The organism is Algoriphagus sp. (assembly GCF_046296635.1).
Classification (GTDB): Bacteria; Bacteroidota; Bacteroidia; order Cytophagales; family Cyclobacteriaceae; genus Algoriphagus.
In genome coordinates, this window is sequence record NZ_JBKBKZ010000026.1 from 1 (window position 1) to 19944 (window position 19944).

The following is a 19944-nucleotide window of genomic DNA, read 5'->3' on the forward strand; positions in this document are numbered from 1 at the left end:
CGTAAGTATCAAGACAGAAGCAAGAGGCTAGAAACAAGAAACAAGAGACAAAGATGATCGAAACCAACTTCCTAACCTCCTAACTTCCAGGCTTTTGATAGTATCAAGTATCAAGACGCTTGTATCAAGACCAAAGAAGCAAGAAGCTAGAAACAAGAGCAAAGAACCACTTACTTTCTAACACTTACTGCTCACAATCTTCCAGCCTACCTACTTCCTAACTTCTCTGCTTCCTCAAAGTGGCAAGTATCAAGACGTAAGTATCAAGAGGTGTGAAGCAAGAGCGATGAACTAGTTACCATTCAATGCTTCTCAACTCCCTTGCTTCCAAACGCATGCAAAGTGTCAAAACGATAGCATACTCTCAAAGACATGCAAGCATTTAGGGAACTAGAGCAGATTGTCGAACTTTCTATATGCCAAATTGTCCAAAGTGATGTTCAAAATGCTTCTGGTGGAAAAGCTCCCATTCCTGATGGGTTAATTTTCCAAATCTTGGATGGACAGTTTTGGCTTCTGGATTTGAAGTAAAATAAGTACTGTAATCATCCAGGCTTTTTAAAAGCTCTAATTTCGCAGTATCTAAATCAGAGAACCGAAGATCCAGCAATTGGTCTCCAATACCAGGAGCTCTTATTCCTCTTGGAAAGGAGATGTCCGAATAAATCAAGGCCTGTTTCTGCATCAGCTGCTTTTCGTTTGGCTCAAACTCAGGAATTTGAATTCGTCCATAGGAAAGTTTAACAGTCAGGATCAGATGTTCTACCATATGTTGAGGTGTCATAATTCCGAATTCCCTTGGGCTTTCTTCCGTCAGATTCTTTAATCTTGATACTATTGATTCTCTATCCATTTTAGTTTTTGTTTTGAGATAAAAAAAGCGTTTGATATGATCAACCGCCTTTCTATCCATTTTACGAACTCTTAATTATTAACTTCCGCACATTTCGCAACCCTCTGGATCATCCAAGGAGCAGGCTATGGCGTCTTGTTTCTGTGTTTTTGCAATTTCTGCTTCATTTACCTTTTCTACTTTCTGATCGAAGGAAGACTTGTCCAGTGTGAATTTAATCGCAGCAGTGGCAGCTTGAGATCTAAGGTAATACATACCAGTTTTCAATCCTTTCTTCCAAGCATAGAAGTGCATAGAAGTCAATTTTCCAAAATTTGGATCCTGCATGAAGATATTCATGCTCTGCGACTGACAGATATATGCACCTCGATCAGCAGCCATGTCAATGATCACTTTCTGAGAAATTTCCCAAACAGTTTTGTACAGGTCTTTGATGTTTTGAGGGATTCCAGGAACATTCAAAACAGATCCATTCGTTGAAATCAATCTATTTCTCATGTTATCATTCCATAATCCAAGATTGATCAAGTCTTTCATCAAGTGCTTATTGACCATGATGAATTCTCCTGAAAGTGTTCTTCTAGTGTAAAGATTCGAGGTATATGGCTCGAAGCATTCATTGTTCCCCAAAATCTGTGAAGTTGAAGCAGTTGGCATAGGCGCTACAAGAAGAGAGTTTCTCATGCCGTACTTCTTCACTTTCTCCTTCAATTCACTCCAATTCCATCTCCCTGACTTCGGCGTCACTCCCCACATGTCAAACTGTAGAATTCCTTTGGAAGCAGGGCTGCCTTCATAGGTTTCATAAGTACCTTGGGTTCTGGCCAACTCCATCGAAGTTTCCACAGCGGAAAAGTAAATCGTCTCGAAAATGTCCTCATTCAATCCTCTAGCTTCAGCTGAGTCGAAAGGCATCCTGAGCATGATAAAAGCATCTGCCAAACCCTGAATCCCCAAACCTATTGGACGATGTCTGAAGTTTGATCTTCTCGCCTCTTCTACAGGATAATAGTTGACATCAATTACCTTGTTGAGGTTCTTTGTTGCAACCTTGGTGATTTCATAAAGCTTCTCATGATCAAAGAACAGCTTTCCGTCTTTGCCAGCCTGGACAAACTTAGGAAGGGCCAAAGATGCCAGATTACAAACAGCCACTTCATCAGGTGCAGTGTATTCAATGATTTCTGTGCAAAGGTTTGAAGACTTGATTGTGCCGAGGTTCTTCTGGTTTGACTTTCCGTTTGCAGAATCTTTGTACAACATGTAAGGAGTACCAGTCTCTATCTGAGATTCGAGAACTTCAAACCATAGTTCTTGAGCCTTGATAGTCTCTCTTGCGCGACCTTCCCGCTCATATTTTTCATACAATCGCTCGAATTCCTCACCATGGCAATCTGAAAGTCCAGGAGCCTCATTTGGGCAGAAAAGTGACCAATCTTCATTTTGCTCCACTCGCTTCATGAAAAGATCCGGAATCCAAAGCGCATAGAATAAATCTCTAGCACGCATTTCTTCTTTACCGTGATTTCTTTTTAGCTCCAAGAAATCCTTGATGTCAGCGTGCCATGGTTCTAAGTAGATGGCAAAGCTTCCTTTTCTTTTTCCTCCGCCTTGATCCACATAACGAGCCGTCATATCAAAGTTTCGCAACATTGGGACAATTCCATTGGAAACTCCATTGGTACCTTTTATATAGCTTCCTTTAGCTCGTACATGGTGTATGGAAAGTCCAATGCCTCCAGCAGACTGGGAAATTTTAGCACACTGTTTCAAAGTGTCATAAATTCCATCAATACTGTCATCCTTCATGGTTAATAAGAAGCAGGAAGAAAGTTGTGGTTTTGGAGTACCTGCGTTGAAAAGGGTTGGTGTCGCATGCGTAAACCAGCGTTCGGAAAGGAGATTGTAAGTTTCGATTACAGAAGTAATATCTTCCTTGTGAATGCCCACAGCTACTCTCATTAGCATGTGCTGAGGTCTTTCAACTACTTTGCCATCTAATCTGATTAGATAGCTTTTTTCAAGGGTTTTGAATCCAAAGTAATCATAGCCAAAGTCTCGCTTATAATCAACGGCTTCATCTAGGAGGGCTGCGTTCTTTTTGATAATCCCATAAACTTCTGTATCGATCAACTGGGCATTCCCCCCAGTTTTAGGATTGAGATAAGTGTACAGTCTTTTCATGGTGTTAGAAAAAGACTGACTGGTAGTTTTGTGTAGGTTTGATATTGCGATTCGGGCGGCGAGAATGGCGTAATCCGGATGACGCACCGTGAGGGAAGCGCATACTTCAGCGGCTAGGTTGTCCAGTTCTGAAGTGGTCACTCCATCGTATAACCCATCAATTACTTTTTTCGCAACCTCAATAGGTTGGATAAATTTTGGGTCTAACTCATAACAAAGATTTTCGATCCTTGCTGTGATTTTATCGAATCTTACTGATTCTCTTCTTCCGTCGCGTTTTACTACAAGCATGCTGAGGTGGTTTTAGGATTGTTGGAAAAATAGGTGATTAGAAGTCTTCGCCCATGGAGAAGCGACTTGATGGTTCGCCAACCTCTGTGGATTTCATAACTCCAGCTTTTTGATAGTCTCCAACTCTCTTTTCGAAGAAGTTGGTTTTCCCTTGAAGGGAAATCATATCCATGAAATCGAATGGATTGGTACTGTTCCAGACTTTCTCACAGCCTAATTCCATCAAAAGACGGTCTGCCACGAATTCAATGTACTGACACATCAGATCGGAGTTCATTCCAATAAGACGGACCGGGAGTGCATCAGTCACAAATTCCTTTTCGATCGCAACAGCATCCATGATGATATCACGAACAGTCTCTTTCGGAAGGGGATTTATTACGTGTTTTGTGTATAAATGACAAGCGAAGTCGCAGTGTAGCCCTTCGTCTCTTGAGATCAATTCATTTGAGAAAGTCAAGCCTGGCATCAGACCTCGCTTTTTCATCCAGAAAATAGAACAAAACGAACCTGAGAAAAATATACCTTCAACGGCCGCAAAAGCGACGAGGCGTTCTTGGAAATTTCCATTATCGATCCAACGTAGCGCCCAATCTGCTTTTCTTTTCACGCAGTCTATGTGCTCGATCGCATTTAAAAGGCGATCTCTTTCAACGTTGTCTTTTATATAAGTATCGATTAGTAAAGAATATGTCTCAGAATGGATATTTTCCATTGCGATTTGAAAACCATAGAAGAATTTGGCCTCCGTATACTGAACTTCCGAAACAAAATGCTCGGCAAGATTTTCATTGACGATCCCGTCGCTTGCGGCAAAGAACGCCAAAACGTGAGAAATAAAATGGCGTTCTCCATCACTTAAATTCTTCCAATCACTTAGATCTTGACTCAAATCGATTTCTTCGGCCGTCCAAAAACTTGCTTCTGCTTTTTTGTAATACTGCCAAATGTCATTGTGCTGAATTGGGAATAGCACAAAGCGGTTGTTGTTTGACACTAAAATTGGTTCCTGCTGCATCTTGCTCTCTTTTGTTTTGTTATTCTAATTTGCCAAAAGGCACAAATTAACTTCCCTTTCTGGGCTGGGGAAAGGAAAGGCTGTCTTTTCAGAACAGCCTTTAAACAAATATGTGAAGCAAAAACTGAAAAAAAAATCGATAAAGTACTACTTTAAAGAGGTTTTTGACTATAAGTCAAATAATATATAAATACCATTAAATCAATGAAATATATATATAAATATAAAGTATAGAATTAATTAATTTGCCCATTTAGGGGGTTTAGAATTATTTTCAACATTTTAAAAAAAGTTTTCCACAAGTTATTTTGACTCATTTTTTGACCCGCAGTCAATAGATTCAATATTTTTGTAGAATAAAATTGAAATTGATAATCAATCACTTGACTTTTTTTGCTCTTGAAATCTGATCAAAGACTTATTCAATTTCGAAGATTAAAAGATGCTTTTTGGTTTCTTCAAACTTTTTGACTTCATGAGAACGAACACAGATACGAAATGTAAAATCGATTATCAAGGAATGTTTTTTTCTTCTAATTACCTTTCTTATATTTGCACTCCGATTTCGGCAAAAGAATCAAATACTCATGTACGCAATTGTAAACATCGCAGGAAAGCAGTTCAAAGTAACAAAAGATCAGTACGTCTATGCTCCCAAGCTAGAAGGCGACGCTGGCGCTTCCGTGGAATTTGACCAGGTCTTGTTAGCGGAAGCTGAAGGCGCAGTGTCAGTAGGAGCTCCTTTATTATCAGGAGCCAAGGTATTCGGGAAAATCCTGGATCATGTAAAAGGTGACAAAGTTATCGTCTTCAAAAAGAAGCGAAGAAAAGGTTACAAAAAGAAGAATGGTCACAGACAGGACTTCACCAAAGTTTTGATTGAAAATATTACTCTGTAAGAATCCCCAAAAGGAATCATAAACACATAAGAACATGGCACACAAGAAAGGTGTAGGTAGTTCCAGAAACGGTAGAGACTCTCAATCCAAAAGATTGGGTGTTAAGAAATTTGGTGGTGAGGCAGTAATTGCCGGTAATATCATCATCAGACAACGAGGCACTAAGCATCATGCTGGCCTTAATGTAGGTGTTGGGAAAGATCATACTTTATTTGCTTTGGCAGAGGGTGTGGTAACCTTCAAAACTAAAGCTGATGGCAGATCATACGTCAGCGTTTTGCCTTCTGAAGCATAACCGTATGAAAAAAATTAGAGCCTCTTCGCAAGAAGAGGCTTTTTTTTTGCCTTGAAATGCCCATTAAAAATCTTTTCACAAAGAGCAAAGATGAATTTGGGCATTCCACCTGCCTGGCCGGCAGGCAGGTCTGACCTTTAAAAATCAAATTATAGACAGATAAAATGAAGGAAATTACCTCTAATCATTTTTTTTAGGATAGTTAATTCCTTACTTCTAACTTTTAAATTGAATTAACACCAATCTTACCTTACATGAAGAAGTATTTACGAATCGGCTGGTTAGGGATTTTCCTGACTTTGCTTTTGACAGGCAACAACCTGCAAGCCCAAGAAATCCCTGATCCTAAAATTTATGATGCTGTTCAGTGGCGTTTAATCGGCCCCTTTCGAGGTGGTCGCGCTGATGGAGTGACCGGTGTCAAAGGAAGCGACCGTTCATATTATTTCGCCTCTACAGGAGGGGGAATTTGGAAAACTGTAGATTCCGGAAAAACCTGGAAAGCTGTTTCAGATGGATTTTTTGGTGGATCGATGGGAGCTGTGGCTGTGGCAGAAAGTGACACATCTGTAGTCTATGCCGGCGGTGGTGAAAAAACAGTCCGTGGCAATGTTTCCTTTGGTTATGGAGTTTGGAAAAGTAGTGATGCCGGTAAAACTTGGGCAAGAGCAGGTTTAGACAAAAGCCGATTCATCTCTCGATTGCGAATTCATCCCACAAATCCTGATGTGGTGTATGCTGCAGTACTTGGTGATATTTTCAAGCCTGATGCTACCCGTGGCGTATTCAAATCAATAGATGGTGGAAAGAACTGGGAGAAAGTGCTTTTTGTCAACGATGTTGCTGGTGCAGTGGATTTGATTTTGGATCCAAAAAATCCTGAAATTCTCTACACCACTACTTGGGAAGTCAAACGAACTCCTTACAGTCTTGAAAGTGGTGGTCCTGGTTCTAAAATGTTTAAATCTTCTGATGGAGGAAAAACATGGGATGAGCTTTCAGCAAAAGAAACTTTCCCGAAAGGTCTATTAGGAATTATGGGTGTGACAGTTTCCCCAGTGAATCCAAATCGACTTTTTGCAATCATTGAAAATGAAAACGGAGGAGTCTATACCTCCAAAGATGCCGGATCAACTTGGGAGAAAGTAAATGAGGACAGAAATCTTCGTCAGCGTGCTTGGTATTATTCTCGAATCTATGCGGATACACAAGATGAGGAAACGCTTTATGTCCTGAATGTAAGCTATCATAAGTCCACCGATGGAGGAAAGACTTTCAAAGGTGCAAATGCACCACATGGTGATCATCATGACCTCTGGATAGATCCACAAAACAGTAAACGCATGATAATTGCCGATGACGGTGGCGCTCAAGTTTCTGATGATGGTGGTGCTAATTGGTCTACTATGATGAATCAACCCACATCTCAATTTTACCGGGTGACTACGGATAACAGTTTTCCTTACCGAATTTATGGGGCACAACAGGATAATTCTACGGTAAGAATCCGACACAGAAATGATGGAGGTGCCATCACAGAAAGTGATTGGGAACCGACTGCTGGAGGTGAGTCAGGATGGATCGCTCCTGATCCTTTGGACAATGACATCGTATATGGTGGTTCGTATGGCGGCTATTTGACAAGAGAAAATCACAGAACTGGCACTTCCCGCTCGGTCAATGTCTATCCTAATAACCCGATGGGCCATGGTGCTGAGGATATGAAGTATCGCTTCCAGTGGAATTTTCCCATACTCTTTTCTCCACATGATCCAAAGATGCTTTATACTGCAAGTAATCAGATGCATCGATCCAATAATGGAGGCCAAAGCTGGGAAGTGTTTTCTCCGGATTTGACCAGAAATGATAAAAGTAAACTTGGACCCTCCGGTGGACCAATCACCAAGGACAATACCTCTGTAGAGTACTATGCTACCATCTTTACTGTAGCGGAATCATCGGTAAAAGCAGGAGTGATTTGGACTGGTTCGGATGATGGTATTGTCTATGTAACTCAGGACAATGGTGCCTCATGGCAGAATGTAACTCCGAAGGACATGCCTGAGTGGCTTCAGGTCAACAGTATCGAAGCAAGTCCATTTGCAGCCGGTGAAGCTTATTTTGCAGCTACAGGATATAAAAGTGGTAATTATGAACCATACCTGTACAAAACAAAGGACTATGGCAAGACTTGGACAAAGATCTCATCAGGAATCGATCCGGAACATTTCACCAGAGTGGTGAGAGCAGACCCGGCAAAAAAGGGGATGCTCTATGCAGGAACAGAAACGGCAATCTACTATAGCAAGGACGATGGCTCAAGCTGGCATTCCTTGCAGTTGAATCTTCCGATCACACCAATTACTGACTTAGCGATCAAAGAAAACAACTTAATTGCAGCGACTCAAGGTCGATCATTTTGGATCATTGATGATTTGACGGTTTTGCATCAGGCCGAACCGGGAATTGAGAATAAAGCATTTCACTTGTTCAAACCTCAGGATTCTTACAGAATAGATGGAGTAAAGCGAACAAGCGCAACCACCGGAACCAATCGACCGGGCGGTGTTTTGATGTATTATTTCCTGAAGGAAAAGCCAAAAGAAGAACTGAAAATTGAATTCTTTGATAGCGGCAATAAGCCGCTAAGAGCTTTTTCTACCAAAGGAATAAATGGAGATACACTGAAAGTGAAAGAGGGATCTAATGAATTTAACTGGAACCTAAGAGTTGAAAATGCTGTCGGGTTTGAAGGCTTGATCATGTGGTCAGGAAATCTTCGTGGACCAAAGGTTATTCCAGGTACTTACAAAGTTCGACTGACAATTGATGGCCAAACTCAGGAGGAAAGCTTCAAAGTACTAGCGGATCCTCGCTATGAATCGACTCAGGCTGAATTAGCTGAACAGTATGACTTCCTTTTGGGAGTAAGAGACAAACTCACGGAAACTCACGAAACGATCAAACTTATCAGAGCTTACCGTAGTGAACTGGATTCTTTGAAAAGAAAACCAAGAAATCTCAAAACCATACAGGCAGAAATGCAAGAAATCGAGGAGACGCTCTACCAGACTAAAAACCGAAGTGGTCAGGATCCACTCAACTTCCCAATCAGGCTGAACAATAAATTGGCTCACCTCAATTCGGTTGTTGGAAATGGGGATTACAAGCCAACTGACGGCGCGGTGGAAGTAAGGCAAGAGTTGACTGAAAAGATCGATGTGCAACTCGCCAGATTCCGAAAACTTGAGCGGGAGCAAATTTCCAGATTGCTCAATATCGAGGAAATGAAAACCAAACTGGAAATCAAAAAGTAATGTAAAAGGCCTCCGGTCCTGCCTGCCGGAGGTAGGAGAAATTCGGAGGCTTTTTTTTTCAGAACTGTCAGGTTTCAAAAACCTGACAGTTCTAGAATTGATGAAAATCTTATATAAACCCGATGAATACATCCGCCTATAAATGGGTAAAAGCGACCACACAAACATAAATTTACAGCATATCACTAATGTGTTGGATATATATTTGATTGAGTTTTTGAATCTAAAAATAAGGGAACTAAATTAAATGCAGTGAGCGAACCGCTTTTGCAAATGGAGCGTTAGTTTCAATAAGTGGACGGAGTTCCAAAAATTCCCGTTTGTAAACCATAGATAACACTTTTCTAAAAAAAATCTCAAAAGAAAGTGTTCTTCAAACTAATGAGTGTCACCTATTAAAGAATTTAAAAATGAAAGTATTATTGGACATAAAAGACAACAAAGCCACTCACTTACTGGAAGTATTAAAAGGTCTATCGTATGTGAAAGTGAAAACCATTTCTGAGGAAAAGGCTTTGCTGATAGAGGAGATTAAAGAAGCTGTTGAAAATCTCGCATTGGTCCGAGAAGGAAAGCTAAAAGCTCGTCCTGCAAAAGATTTGTTGAATGAGCTTTAATGTTCTTACCATTCCGCCGTTTGATAGGCAGCTTAAACGACTGGCAAAAAAATACCCTTCGCTTAAAAATGAGTTTGCAAAACTTTTAGAAAGTCTATCGCAAGAACCCGAACAAGGCACTAAGCTTGGCAATAACTGTTACAAAATACGCATCGCCATTTCTTCGAAAGGAAAAGGCAAATCGGGTGGGGCAAGGGTCATTACCAATTTTGTGATTGCCGATGAAACTGTTTTTCTGATTTCCATTTACGACAAATCCGAACAGGAAAATCTGACAGACAGAGAACTGGCCGAACTCCTAAAACATATCCCTCAATAGAACGACAAGAGGATATCCTTGTGCCTTGTTTTCTTTATCCCAGAGACTTTATTGATTGATAAGTTTTTTCCTCCCCTAGCATAATTTCAGTGTCTTTACAGGTCGATGGGAAGTCGGAAAAGCAGGGAGACCTTTTGACAATCAGACCTGTCAGGTTTTGAAAACCTGACAGGTCTATACTGATCAAAACTCTTGAATATTTCAATCGCTTAGAGAAGAATCAAAACCTTTAAAAAGGATTCCTGAAAATCAGGAAACCCGGCTCATCGTCAAAAGAAGCAGTAAGGTAAAAATTAGAATCTATTAGAAACATTTTTTTAGGTTTGATTTTTATTCAACTCAAAATATCTTCCTTTTTAGGTTCTACCCTTAAGTTAGTGGAATATATATATCTGGTTTTCTTAAATACATTATAGCCAATATTAAGAGGCTTGTTTTTTCCTGAAATTCAATGATTTATGAGATTCATCTAAAGGGTTGTCTCGCGAATTCGTTAGTTCTCCATTAAATTCGTGGTAGAACCCCTTTTTAAGATTTAAACCCAAATAGAAAATAACTTAGTAAATATCCACAAGTTTGTAAATTTCACCTATGTGAAAGTCCCTTTCGATCTCATTTTCTAGAACGAAAAGAAATTTACTTTCTCCGAGGTAGATTACCCTTTTATAAAAAGAGTCTGAGCCATTATGAGGCAGAGGAATCTGAGTTCCTTGACCGGTCACTAGATCAAAATAGAATCCAAAAAATTGGTTTTTAAAGGAATTTTTTGAGCTAATACTATCACCATTTTGGTTCTTAGTCTCATAGACAGAATATAATAAAAATAAATTCTTTTCGTTCAAATTAACAACGAAGCTTATAAAACTACTCTCTTCTGCCATCCGGTTAAACAATTTATAATTGTCTAGTGTAACTCTATCTTCCTCTAAACCACTTTGGAATTTAAAATTGGGAATATTTAACTTTATTTTTTCGATTTGATTGCTAAGTTTTAAATCATATTTGAATAAATCCTGCCCTATTATTGGTATTTGAATAATTGATCCTTCATTTAGTATAAAGTGTGATCTATAATTATTGAAAGTTATTCCCTCGAAAAAAGGTGAATTTTTATCAAATAATCCAACTTCAGCCCGTTCAAAGTACTGACTTTTCGAGGAAAAATTATATCTTATCCAAACAGGAATAGTATCTAAAATAGCAATTTTATCTGACCGCTTAGCTAGATCACCTATATGAACATTTGGAATAATAAATGAACTGTCATTTAGGAAAAACAACTCTGAATTAGGTATTCCTCCAAAGCTGCTTACTAAAGGATCATTATAAGGAGTAACGGATTGAAAATCTCCGCTTATGGAAAATAAATAAAGGTTTTGATGATCAAGAAAAAATACTTTTTTATCATGAATACCTGCAAAAGGAAGAATTCCTGAATATTCCTTAGGCCCTTCCCCTCTTCCCTTAAAGTTTGAAAGCACATGGCCTTCGGTGTTTAAAATATAAAATAAAGCATCCACATAACTGTATGCAAGCAAATACCCATCACTTTGAGATTTTGAAACGAAGCCAAATTCATAAGGGATTTCTATCTTAATAAAATTCACTAATTTTAATTGTTTAGATATTTTATTATCATTATTTTTATATTCGGTACATGAAAGAAATACAAAAGCCAGAAGGAAAAATTGCAATATTCTCATTTGATCAAGATTTATAGGAGGGGATAGACGAGAATCCGTCCCCTCCACAATTATTGTATTTTTATTCAACCACCAAAAGTTGGTCCACAATTGGATTGTTGTGAACTACTTTCATAACTTGCCGAGCAACACTTATTCCCACCTTGGTTTACTAGATCCTCGGTGCATGTAGCGTAAGTACTTCCTCCTGATGATGTTGTACAATCACACATTATCATCACTGGATCACCGTTCGATCCACCGAATATTTTACTCAATTGACTTCTTTCCAAGATCTCATTGGTGCTCAGTCGGAGCATTTCCAGACTTAACTTTTTCATGTTAAATATTTTTATGTTTAAGAATTTTGATCGGCACTTCCGATCATTAGGTCCTAAATTATTTGCTTATTTAGTTAATACCTATACCATATTTACTAATTTTCAGTAAATATTTACTGAATTAGGTATCCACTATTTCCCTTAAAATTATCACTCCGCTGTATGCTAAAAAACGAATCTCTTCATCCATCATTTCCAGAATTTGTTTTTCATCTACCAATTCAAAAAATGTAGAAACTTTATCCACCAACTCACTCATTGAGGTATAGTCATCTTCTTTGAGGATAGACAAAAGGTAGGATTCAATAGGCCCTAAGAGATATTCGATGACTTCCTGATGGTGCCTATCCCAAAGCAGTATCGTTTGAAAAAAATGAGGAGGAAGTAAGAGATTATTTTCAATGTTATTTATTTTGACTCGAGTAAACAAAACGGAATTTTGAGACCAATCCCATTCAGAAAGGATTGATTTACAATATGAAGCCAATTTAAGCTCGGCCATTTCTTGCCAGCATTTATTCTTCAACACTTGGTTGGCAGATTGGATAGGTGGAAACCCAGCCTCCATCTCAGAGTTTTTCTCATATAATGATCTGATTAATCTAAGCTTCTCCTGCTCAAACTCATAAACATCATCCAAAACCCTGAGGGTAAGTTCATCAGTCAATTTCCCACCTAAATAGCCTTTCAATTCAGAAATGGTGAATTTATCCCTATCCACGGAAATGCCTTCTTTTTCACAAATGGAAGATAGGACTTGATTGGTTCTATAAAATTGTTCGGTTTCAGGTTCTGATAAGTAGTTGGAAGTAAATCTTTGTATAGTAATTGGCAGACCCGCTGAAGCGTCTGGAACTGTTTTTTCATAAGACGCTATTCCATCTTTTTCAAATAGACCCATTACCCTAGCAAAGTATTCCGGATAATCCAGTCGTAATCGATGCGCTAGCTGGTCACAAACCCAACCGCTTTTCTTATAATCACCTAGGGTATGAATATAGGCGGATTTGGCTGGTAAGTGATGAAAATTACCAAATGCTTCCAAATAGGAGGGGTCGTAAACAGGACCCAAAAGGTAGCTCACTTTGAGGCCTTGACCATTACTTAAGCAATGGAACATATACTGCTCTACTAACTGATTAAAATTTCCAATCTGCATAGAGCTTAAAGAATTGATCTGCTCGTGATTTCTGTTTATAAACTCTTCTGCAACTTGATAATATCTTTTAAAAAATCCATATTCATTTCCTCCCAAGATTCCTGCATTACTGGCTTGAATTTCCTTTCTATTGTCGATCTGTTCTTTAATCGGCTTTGGGACAAATGGAAAAGAATCGCCGACGAGCTCGACCAACTCTTTGTAGTAATCAAAATCTTGCTCAATGTTTTGGGCTATCAGTTTGCCAGAAAGAAGTTCCTTGGGAAATGGGGCATAAACAAAAACATCCCCGTCCACATTGAGGAAAGCTTCTTCATGGCGGGTATAGGAATATATTTTTTTCATCACCCATAAGCCGGGAATTTGAACTAAGCCTACATCATCCAGTTCAATTCTTACCTTTTTATACGGTAATTGCAATTGATCAATCAGCAACACTTTTCCCTTCCTATCGGTAATCAATTCCAAGTCTTCGTAAAATTGATGTAGCTGTAGGCAACTAAGTGCCCAACTCATCAAATGATACGGAGCACTGCACCATCCAAAACTATCTTTCAAGGGGTTTTTCCCTTCGTCAATCCAAAATGTGTGAACAATCTTCATCTAGTACACCATGATTGACCTGAACTTGAAAAATAAGCGCTCTGCCACACTCAGTTCTTCGGTGATGATTTCGGCATTTCCCAATAGTTCTTGGGTAAATGGAATTTCCCTATTGAAAGAAGTCATGGTCCCGTCGGGTAGAGTGGCATATACCAAATAGTTGAACTCTTCATCCGGAGACACCGAAATGCTGGAAATCTTCCCGATCAAAGCTCCATATTCGAGAAAAGGATAATTATCCAATTTGATCAATACCTTTTGGTCAATGCTCACTTTTCCGGCATTTTGAGCCGTTATTTTCATGGCTCCCATTAGTTCCGTTTTGTTGTCAGGCAAGACCGTAAAGATTAATTCACCAGAATTGACTTGTTGGTTAGTTCCCCAAATCTTCTGGAAACTGACTACACCATTGATTGATGATTTCATTAGATACAAGTATTCCCAATCCCGTAAACTTCTTTTTATTCCTTGGTAAGATTGGATCAAGGCTTTCAAAGATCGGGCTTCCTCTTCCTCCCTATTGATATTGGTGTTTTTAATCGTCTGATTTGCCGTATTCAGTGTCTCCTGCAATTGAGAAATGGATATTGCCATTTGATTGACCTGTTCTTCCATCTGTAAATATTCCATTTCTCGGGATTCAAAATCCTTGTCTGCAATGACCCCTTGCTGATGGAGGTTTCTGTTACGCTCGTAGTCGATTTTGGCTAATGAAAGTCTTCTGCTAAGTGATTCTTTTTAAGATTGCTGACTGCTGATCCGTTTTTTGATTTCCTCTATGGATGCTTTTGTGCCTTCTAGTTGTCCGGCAAAGGGCTGGAGTTCTCTGATCAATCGATACTCCATATAGGTTCTTTCAAATTCCAATAACGTCAAACCCATCTCTCCAAGAACCAATTCAGAAAGCAATTCAACAGGAAATAAAAAGTCATTCTCCTTGACAAAGAGCTCTTCTTCTAATTTGGCTTTCAAATACAGCACATCATCCAGCTTAGCTGTACTCTTGATTCCTGCCAAAGGCTGCCCAACTTTTACCTTATCTCCATTTTTGACAAATAAGTGCTCAATTTGCCCTGAGAAACGAGCGGATATACGTTCTGTTGGGTCAGCGGTGGTCACCAAAACTTTGGCCTCCACAAAATCAGGATACCTGATCAGAAAGGACAATCCTATCAAAAGGGAAACCATAATAAAAACCAAGGTAATGCCCCACCGTATCAGCCATGCAGGAGGCCTGGAAATGATCTCCTGAACCTCCTCCGAGCGAAGATGTAGGTTATCGTTTTGGCTAGGAGTTACGGGCATGATCAGTTTACGTTTATCTTTTCAAGTTCGAGCTGGTTTTTTACCAGATCATAATAGATGCCTTTTGAATTAACCAATTCCACATGAGGTCCCTGTTCTACTATTTTTCCTTTATCAATAACAATAATCTGATCGGCATTTCGAACAGTGCTCAATCGGTGGGCAATGATAAAAACCGTTTTGCCCTGCATAAACTTGTTTAGATTTTCCATGACCTCACGTTAATTTTTGGCATCCAGAGCGGAGGTAGCTTCGTCAAAAAAGAGCATAGATGGATTTTTATAAATAGCTCGGGCGATAAACAAGCGTTGCTTCTGTCCTGTACTCATTCCTACTCCTTCATTTCCAATTTTTGTATTGAATCCCAGAGGAAGCGACTGTATATAGTCCAGAATATTTGCGATTTGAGCAGCTTCCAATAGCCTTTTCTGATCAATTCGATCCTGACCCACTGCTATATTGGCTGCAATGGTATCATTGAACACATAGCCTTCCTGCATCACCACCCCACATTCGTCCCGCCAACTTTTAGCACTGACTGTTTTGAGATCATGCTTCCCATAGCAGATTTCCCCTGAGCTCGGCTCATAAAATTTTAGCAGAAGTTTTATCAAAGTGGTCTTTCCGCTACCACTTGCACCCACTATTGCGGTGATTTTTTTAGGTTCAAAACTTAGGTTGATCCCTGTCAATACTGGGTCCTCAGCACCTACATACCGAAAGGACAGGTTCTTGACTTCCAGGGCTTCACCCGGTCTAACTGTCCTGACCAACTGCGCTTCAGAATTTTCTTCATCTTCCTTATCATGGATTTCATTGAGTCTTTCCAGACTGATTGTAGCGTCCTGATAAGATCGGACAAATCCTACCAACTCATTGATGGGGCTATTCAACTGTCCGATGATGTATTGTAGAGCCAACATCATCCCCAAGGTCAGGTTTCCTTCGATCACGAGAACAGCAGAAGTGAAGGTGATCAATATGTTTTTGAGCTCGTTGATCACGGATGAACCTACCTGCTGGGTCTGCTCTAGGGATAAAGACTGAATGGATACCTGAAACAGTCTGGCCTGTACAAATTCCCAGCTCCAACGCTTCTGCTTTTCTGCATTGTGCATTTTGATTTCCTGCATGCCATTGATCAGCTCGATCACGGTACTCTGTTCCTGGCTCATTTGCGCAAAGCGTTTGTAATCAAGCTCCCTACGGCGCTTCAAAAAAAACAGCACCCAAACAAGGTAAAGCACGCTTCCTCCAAGAAAGATCAAAAAAATCGTCAAACTGTAATAGACCAAAACCGCTCCAAAAACAATCAGATTGAAGAAAGAAAATAGAGTATTGAGCGTGGTGCCTGTCAAAAGGTTCTCAATCCTGCGATGATCGCCTATTCGCTGCATGATATCCCCTGTCATACGGGTATCAAAGTAAGAAATGGGAAGATTCATCAGCTTGATGAAAAAGTCAGAAACCAAAGAAATATTGATCCTAGTAGTCAGGTGCAGCAAAATCCAACTTCGAAGTATTTCCACACTCATTCTGCCCAAAAACAGCATGATCTGCGCAAATAGAACCAAGTAGATAAAGTTGACATCTTGATTTTGGATCCCCACATCTACAATGCTTTGGGTGAGGAAGGGAAAAATCAACTGCAACAGACTTCCCACCAGCAACCCGATGGCCAACTGAGCAATCAGGTTTTTATAGTTGAAGAGATATTTGAACAGGAAAGTGAGCGAACGTTTTTCGGTATCCTCCCATTTCATTTTTCTGAAGGCAAGGGTAGGTTCCAGTAGGAGTGTGACTCCTTCCTTGGTATGCTCATCGGTATTATTACCGATCCATCTGGTGATAAACTCTGCCTTTGAATACGAGATCAAACCATAAGCAGGATCAGAAATATAGACGGTATCTTTTCTGATTCGATACACGACCACAAAGTGCTGCTTGTCCCAATGGACGATCAATGGCAGAGGTGCTTGTTTTAGCTTATCAAAACTCAACTTGGCGCCGATGGTCTTAAACTCCATGTCTTCAGCCGCCTCACTAAGCTTCAGTAGGCTGCTTCCTTCCCGTGTCGTCTCCGATATTTCCCGGATTTCCTTCAGGGAAATTAGCTTGCCATAGTGTTTGGCAATAATCCGAAGACAGGTTGGACCACAGTCTTTGGAGTCGGGTTGTTTGTAATGGGGAAAGTTTTTATCAAAATTTGATTTGTCTATAAATAGAGAAAAGTAAAACTTGAAAAATACATTTTTTTGACCAAAAAATATCTATTTATTTATTTCAATTATTTCAAATATCACTTCTCCATCCAAACTTCTGCCCTCTACTTTGATTCGAAAGCGATCGATGCCATACGGAACCTTGATTTTCACCTCAAATACTCCATCGGTGGTTTCCGCAAGCGGATCCCAAAAGATGGTAGGTTTTTTTCGAAGGTATTGATCAGCGGGAGGATTTCGCGGAAATTCAGGAAATGCAGTGATACCGGGAATGGGAAAAAACTGAAAGCCTTCGGAATTGAATTTTGTTTTGATTTCAGGGTTTATTCTAAAACCCTTTTTAGTCTCAATCATAATTACCCCTGCATATCCAGCCATCCCAAAAACAGCTTTACTAATATTGTCTGAATAAACTTTGATGGATAAGAGTTGAGACGGCTCTATTGAATTAAGTAGAAAATCCAATAATTCTCCACTTTGCATATATGGCCTAGGTGATCCGTCGAAAATTAAAAGGGGAGCACCAACGGTTTCACCAAAATTATAGTTTCCAAATTTTGCTGTGTTTTTATTTAATCGAAGTAATCCTAAAATTTCTTCCATTGTTAGTTTTTCCAATTCTTTTGGACCAACTTCTTGGGTTGGTGCTCCATATCCATAATTTCGCTCGGCCATGGTTTCTCTCTCTCGAGTTTCCTCTTTTACAAACTCTTCCAAAAGAATGTAATCCCCTGAGGTATCTAAAAAATATTCCTCAGTTGGAATGGTAACTTTCCGGTAGAGAAGCTTTGGGAAAGTCAAATTAAAATTCGGCTTGTCTATGGGATTTAGCTTCACTGATCCAATGGGACGAAGTTTCTCATTCACAGCCGCAATTGCAATCTGGGCAGTGTCCTGAAAGTTTAATCCGGTGGCCCAAAAGTTTCCTGCCGAATCTGGAAGAACCTGACCAAAATCTTCCAAGTCTCCTTGGACTATTGTAATTGGGGTGATCAAGGGTTGCCGACGATTATCCGGCACATACTTACCTCGAATGGAGATTCCATACTCTACAGGATAGTTCAGACCACTCTCAAAACTTTCTGGCAGGGCTTTGTCCAACCAGTCCATCGCTTGCTCCAAGCTACTCCCTTCAGTCAATTCCGTCACCTGATCCACATCTGAGATTGAGAGCACAAATTCTGCGGCAATAGGGTTATCAAATTCATCCATAAAGGTCAACTGTAAATTCATCATACGATAGTTCAGCGAATCACTGAGCTCAGCATCTGATTTAACCTTTATGTTCCTTGGAAAGGATTCTTTTGCTGCTTCTGTCACTTCAGGTATAAAGCCAGCCTCCATCACAACAAAAGGAGCTATAAATTGATCACTTTCGGGAAAATTACGATTCCAATGGGTATAAGCTCTCAGTCCAAAGTCTCCTGGACCTAAATCCTGAGCCAACACCAGCGCACCTGAGATTTTACCCTGCAAAATCGGAAAAGTAGCCGACTGCACGATCTCATTATTCGCTTTGAGGATATCCACATAGAGTACCCGACTCAGCGAATCCGCCAAAAATTGATCTTGGTAAAGTACTCTCCCTCCAATCCAGGCTGTCTCTCCGGGATAGAAATAGGGCTTACTTGTGGTCAGCCAGACTTTTTCCCGGAGTTTATTGATTTGAAATTCAGCCTTTGAATTTGAAACTTGTGATTTTTCATTACTTAATGCCAAAGTAGATTTGACTTCAAAGTCAAGTGGAAGTGCTCTTGCCACCCGCTCTCGTGCCAAATAACCTGACAACATTAACTTAGTTGGGTCGATAAGTACTCCATTTCGATCAATATCGTAATAACCATCAGGAGCTTCTATCCAGCTAATTGGGGTGAGGATATCTTTATAGTAATCATTCCCCCATTTTTTTTCCAAATGATGAATTTCAATTTTGTCAGGAAGAAAAATTCTAAAAGTCTTGTCTCCTAGTGGTCTTCTCAAGATAGAACTGTTTTCCAAGGGGATAATAGTCTCGTTTAATTCTAAGTTAAACACATTAGTCCTTCTACGATCTAATTGCCCAGATACCACTCTAAACATTTCAAAATAAACCGAATCTGTTATGTTCAATAAAATAGATTGGTTTAGATGCCTAAGCGAACTAATATAGCTTGATTGCCGAGCTTGTTCCCACTTAATTTGTTCTCGTGAATCAGATGAATTAAGTGACCTAAAAAATACCTGACCTGAAAATCTAGATCCAGTTCGTAACATTCTGAAATCTTCCAAATGATATTCAATCTCATATCCGAGTACTTCGTTTTTTATTAGGAGTGGTTCCTTTGCATATGCTCTGATGTAATTCGCCTCCTTTTCAGGATTTATTTTTTCATATTCTATTACCCAAGGGTTTAAAATTTCTATCTGGGATTTATAAGGGTCATCAGGCAATGCCAAAAAAACATTTTCAAATTTTCGAAAATTCCGCTCCCAAGATTTATCGCGTTTGGCCTTCAGTTCGACTTCCGAAAGATTGGACTCATTAAAAGCCAGCTCAAAAAACACCTCAACTTCTTTATTCTCAACAAAGGATATTGTTTTTACTTGAGTCACAAAGCCCATGAAAGAAGCCACCAATTCGATCTCTAATGGGAAATTTCCCGATAGAGTAAATCTGCCCTCCTCGTCTGTGGCGATCCCCTGTGTGGTATTGTTGACAAAGACATTAGCAAAAGGGAGCGGGAGGCCAGAGCCTTTTTCCCGCACTACTCCGCTGACTGTCTGAGCGGTTATGCTTCCAAATGAAAAAAGCAAGAAGATAAAAAATAGATGTTTCAAAGGGAGCCAGTCAAGATAAATT

At 39.6% G+C, this 19944-nt stretch carries 16 protein-coding genes; 5 read left to right on the forward strand and 11 right to left on the reverse strand.

The window, feature by feature from the left end:
* Positions 1-412: 412 nt before the first annotated feature.
* The 3 genes from ACK4HU_RS16695 to ACK4HU_RS16705 form a co-directional block, all read right to left on the reverse strand.
* A complete protein-coding gene (locus ACK4HU_RS16695) occupies positions 413-853 on the reverse strand; it encodes a DUF1569 domain-containing protein (protein ID WP_409808670.1) in 441 nt (146 codons plus the stop codon).
* Positions 854-931: 78 nt separating this feature from the next.
* Positions 932-3328: a ribonucleoside-diphosphate reductase subunit alpha gene (locus tag ACK4HU_RS16700; protein ID WP_409808672.1), complete on the reverse strand. Its 2397-nt coding sequence runs from the start codon at positions 3326-3328 to the stop codon at positions 932-934.
* Positions 3329-3365: 37 nt separating this feature from the next.
* Entirely contained in the window at positions 3366-4346 is a 981-nt protein-coding gene (locus tag ACK4HU_RS16705; protein ID WP_409808674.1) for a ribonucleotide-diphosphate reductase subunit beta, read from the reverse strand.
* A 587-nt stretch (positions 4347-4933) separates the two neighbouring features.
* Here ACK4HU_RS16705 and rplU point away from each other — a divergent pair.
* The 5 genes from rplU to ACK4HU_RS16730 all read left to right on the forward strand — a co-directional run bounded on the left by rplU (position 4934) and on the right by ACK4HU_RS16730 (position 9793).
* Positions 4934-5245 (forward strand): 50S ribosomal protein L21, encoded by a 312-nt coding sequence (rplU, locus tag ACK4HU_RS16710; RefSeq protein ID WP_409808675.1) that lies wholly within the window; start codon positions 4934-4936, stop codon positions 5243-5245.
* Positions 5246-5279: 34 nt separating this feature from the next.
* Positions 5280-5540, forward strand: a complete 261-nt coding sequence (gene rpmA / locus ACK4HU_RS16715) for a 50S ribosomal protein L27 (protein ID WP_409808677.1) — start codon at positions 5280-5282, stop codon at positions 5538-5540.
* A 254-nt stretch (positions 5541-5794) separates the two neighbouring features.
* Positions 5795-8857 (forward strand): VPS10 domain-containing protein, encoded by a 3063-nt coding sequence (locus ACK4HU_RS16720; protein ID WP_409808678.1) that lies wholly within the window; start codon positions 5795-5797, stop codon positions 8855-8857.
* Between the two features lie 410 nt (positions 8858-9267).
* Positions 9268-9474, forward strand: coding sequence for a hypothetical protein (locus tag ACK4HU_RS16725; RefSeq protein WP_409808680.1), 207 nt, complete (start codon positions 9268-9270; stop codon positions 9472-9474).
* Entirely contained in the window at positions 9464-9793 is a 330-nt protein-coding gene (locus tag ACK4HU_RS16730; protein ID WP_409808681.1) for a type II toxin-antitoxin system RelE family toxin, read from the forward strand. The genes ACK4HU_RS16725 and ACK4HU_RS16730 overlap by 11 nt, the downstream gene beginning before the upstream one ends.
* Before the next feature lie 557 nt (positions 9794-10350).
* Here the strand turns inward: ACK4HU_RS16730 and ACK4HU_RS16735 are convergent.
* The 8 genes from ACK4HU_RS16735 to ACK4HU_RS16770 form a co-directional block, all read right to left on the reverse strand.
* Entirely contained in the window at positions 10351-11565 is a 1215-nt protein-coding gene (locus ACK4HU_RS16735) for a hypothetical protein (RefSeq protein ID WP_409808683.1), read from the reverse strand.
* Positions 11562-11816 carry a hypothetical protein gene (locus ACK4HU_RS16740; protein WP_409808684.1) on the reverse strand — a complete coding sequence of 85 codons (255 nt, stop codon included), beginning with the start codon at positions 11814-11816 and terminating at the stop codon, positions 11562-11564. The genes ACK4HU_RS16735 and ACK4HU_RS16740 overlap by 4 nt, the downstream gene beginning before the upstream one ends.
* Positions 11817-11937: 121 nt before the next feature.
* Positions 11938-13578 (reverse strand): DUF6734 family protein, encoded by a 1641-nt coding sequence (locus ACK4HU_RS16745; RefSeq protein ID WP_409808685.1) that lies wholly within the window; start codon positions 13576-13578, stop codon positions 11938-11940.
* Positions 13579-14208, reverse strand: coding sequence for an HlyD family efflux transporter periplasmic adaptor subunit (locus ACK4HU_RS16750; protein WP_409808686.1), 630 nt, complete (start codon positions 14206-14208; stop codon positions 13579-13581). It lies immediately after the preceding gene.
* 108 nt (positions 14209-14316) lie between these two features.
* The gene (locus ACK4HU_RS16755) at positions 14317-14883 is read right to left on the reverse strand and encodes a biotin/lipoyl-binding protein (RefSeq protein ID WP_409808687.1); all 567 of its coding nucleotides are present in this window, start codon (positions 14881-14883) and stop codon (positions 14317-14319) included.
* A gap of 2 nt (positions 14884-14885) precedes the next feature.
* Complete coding sequence (locus ACK4HU_RS16760; protein WP_409808688.1) at positions 14886-15095, reverse strand: hypothetical protein; 210 nt, start codon at positions 15093-15095, stop codon at positions 14886-14888.
* A gap of 9 nt (positions 15096-15104) precedes the next feature.
* Positions 15105-17153 (reverse strand): peptidase domain-containing ABC transporter, encoded by a 2049-nt coding sequence (locus ACK4HU_RS16765; RefSeq protein WP_409808796.1) that lies wholly within the window; start codon positions 17151-17153, stop codon positions 15105-15107.
* On the reverse strand, positions 17154-19922 hold the full coding sequence (locus tag ACK4HU_RS16770; protein ID WP_409808689.1) for a carboxypeptidase-like regulatory domain-containing protein: 2769 nt from the start codon (positions 19920-19922) through the stop codon (positions 17154-17156).
* Between the last annotated feature and the right edge of the window lie 22 nt (positions 19923-19944).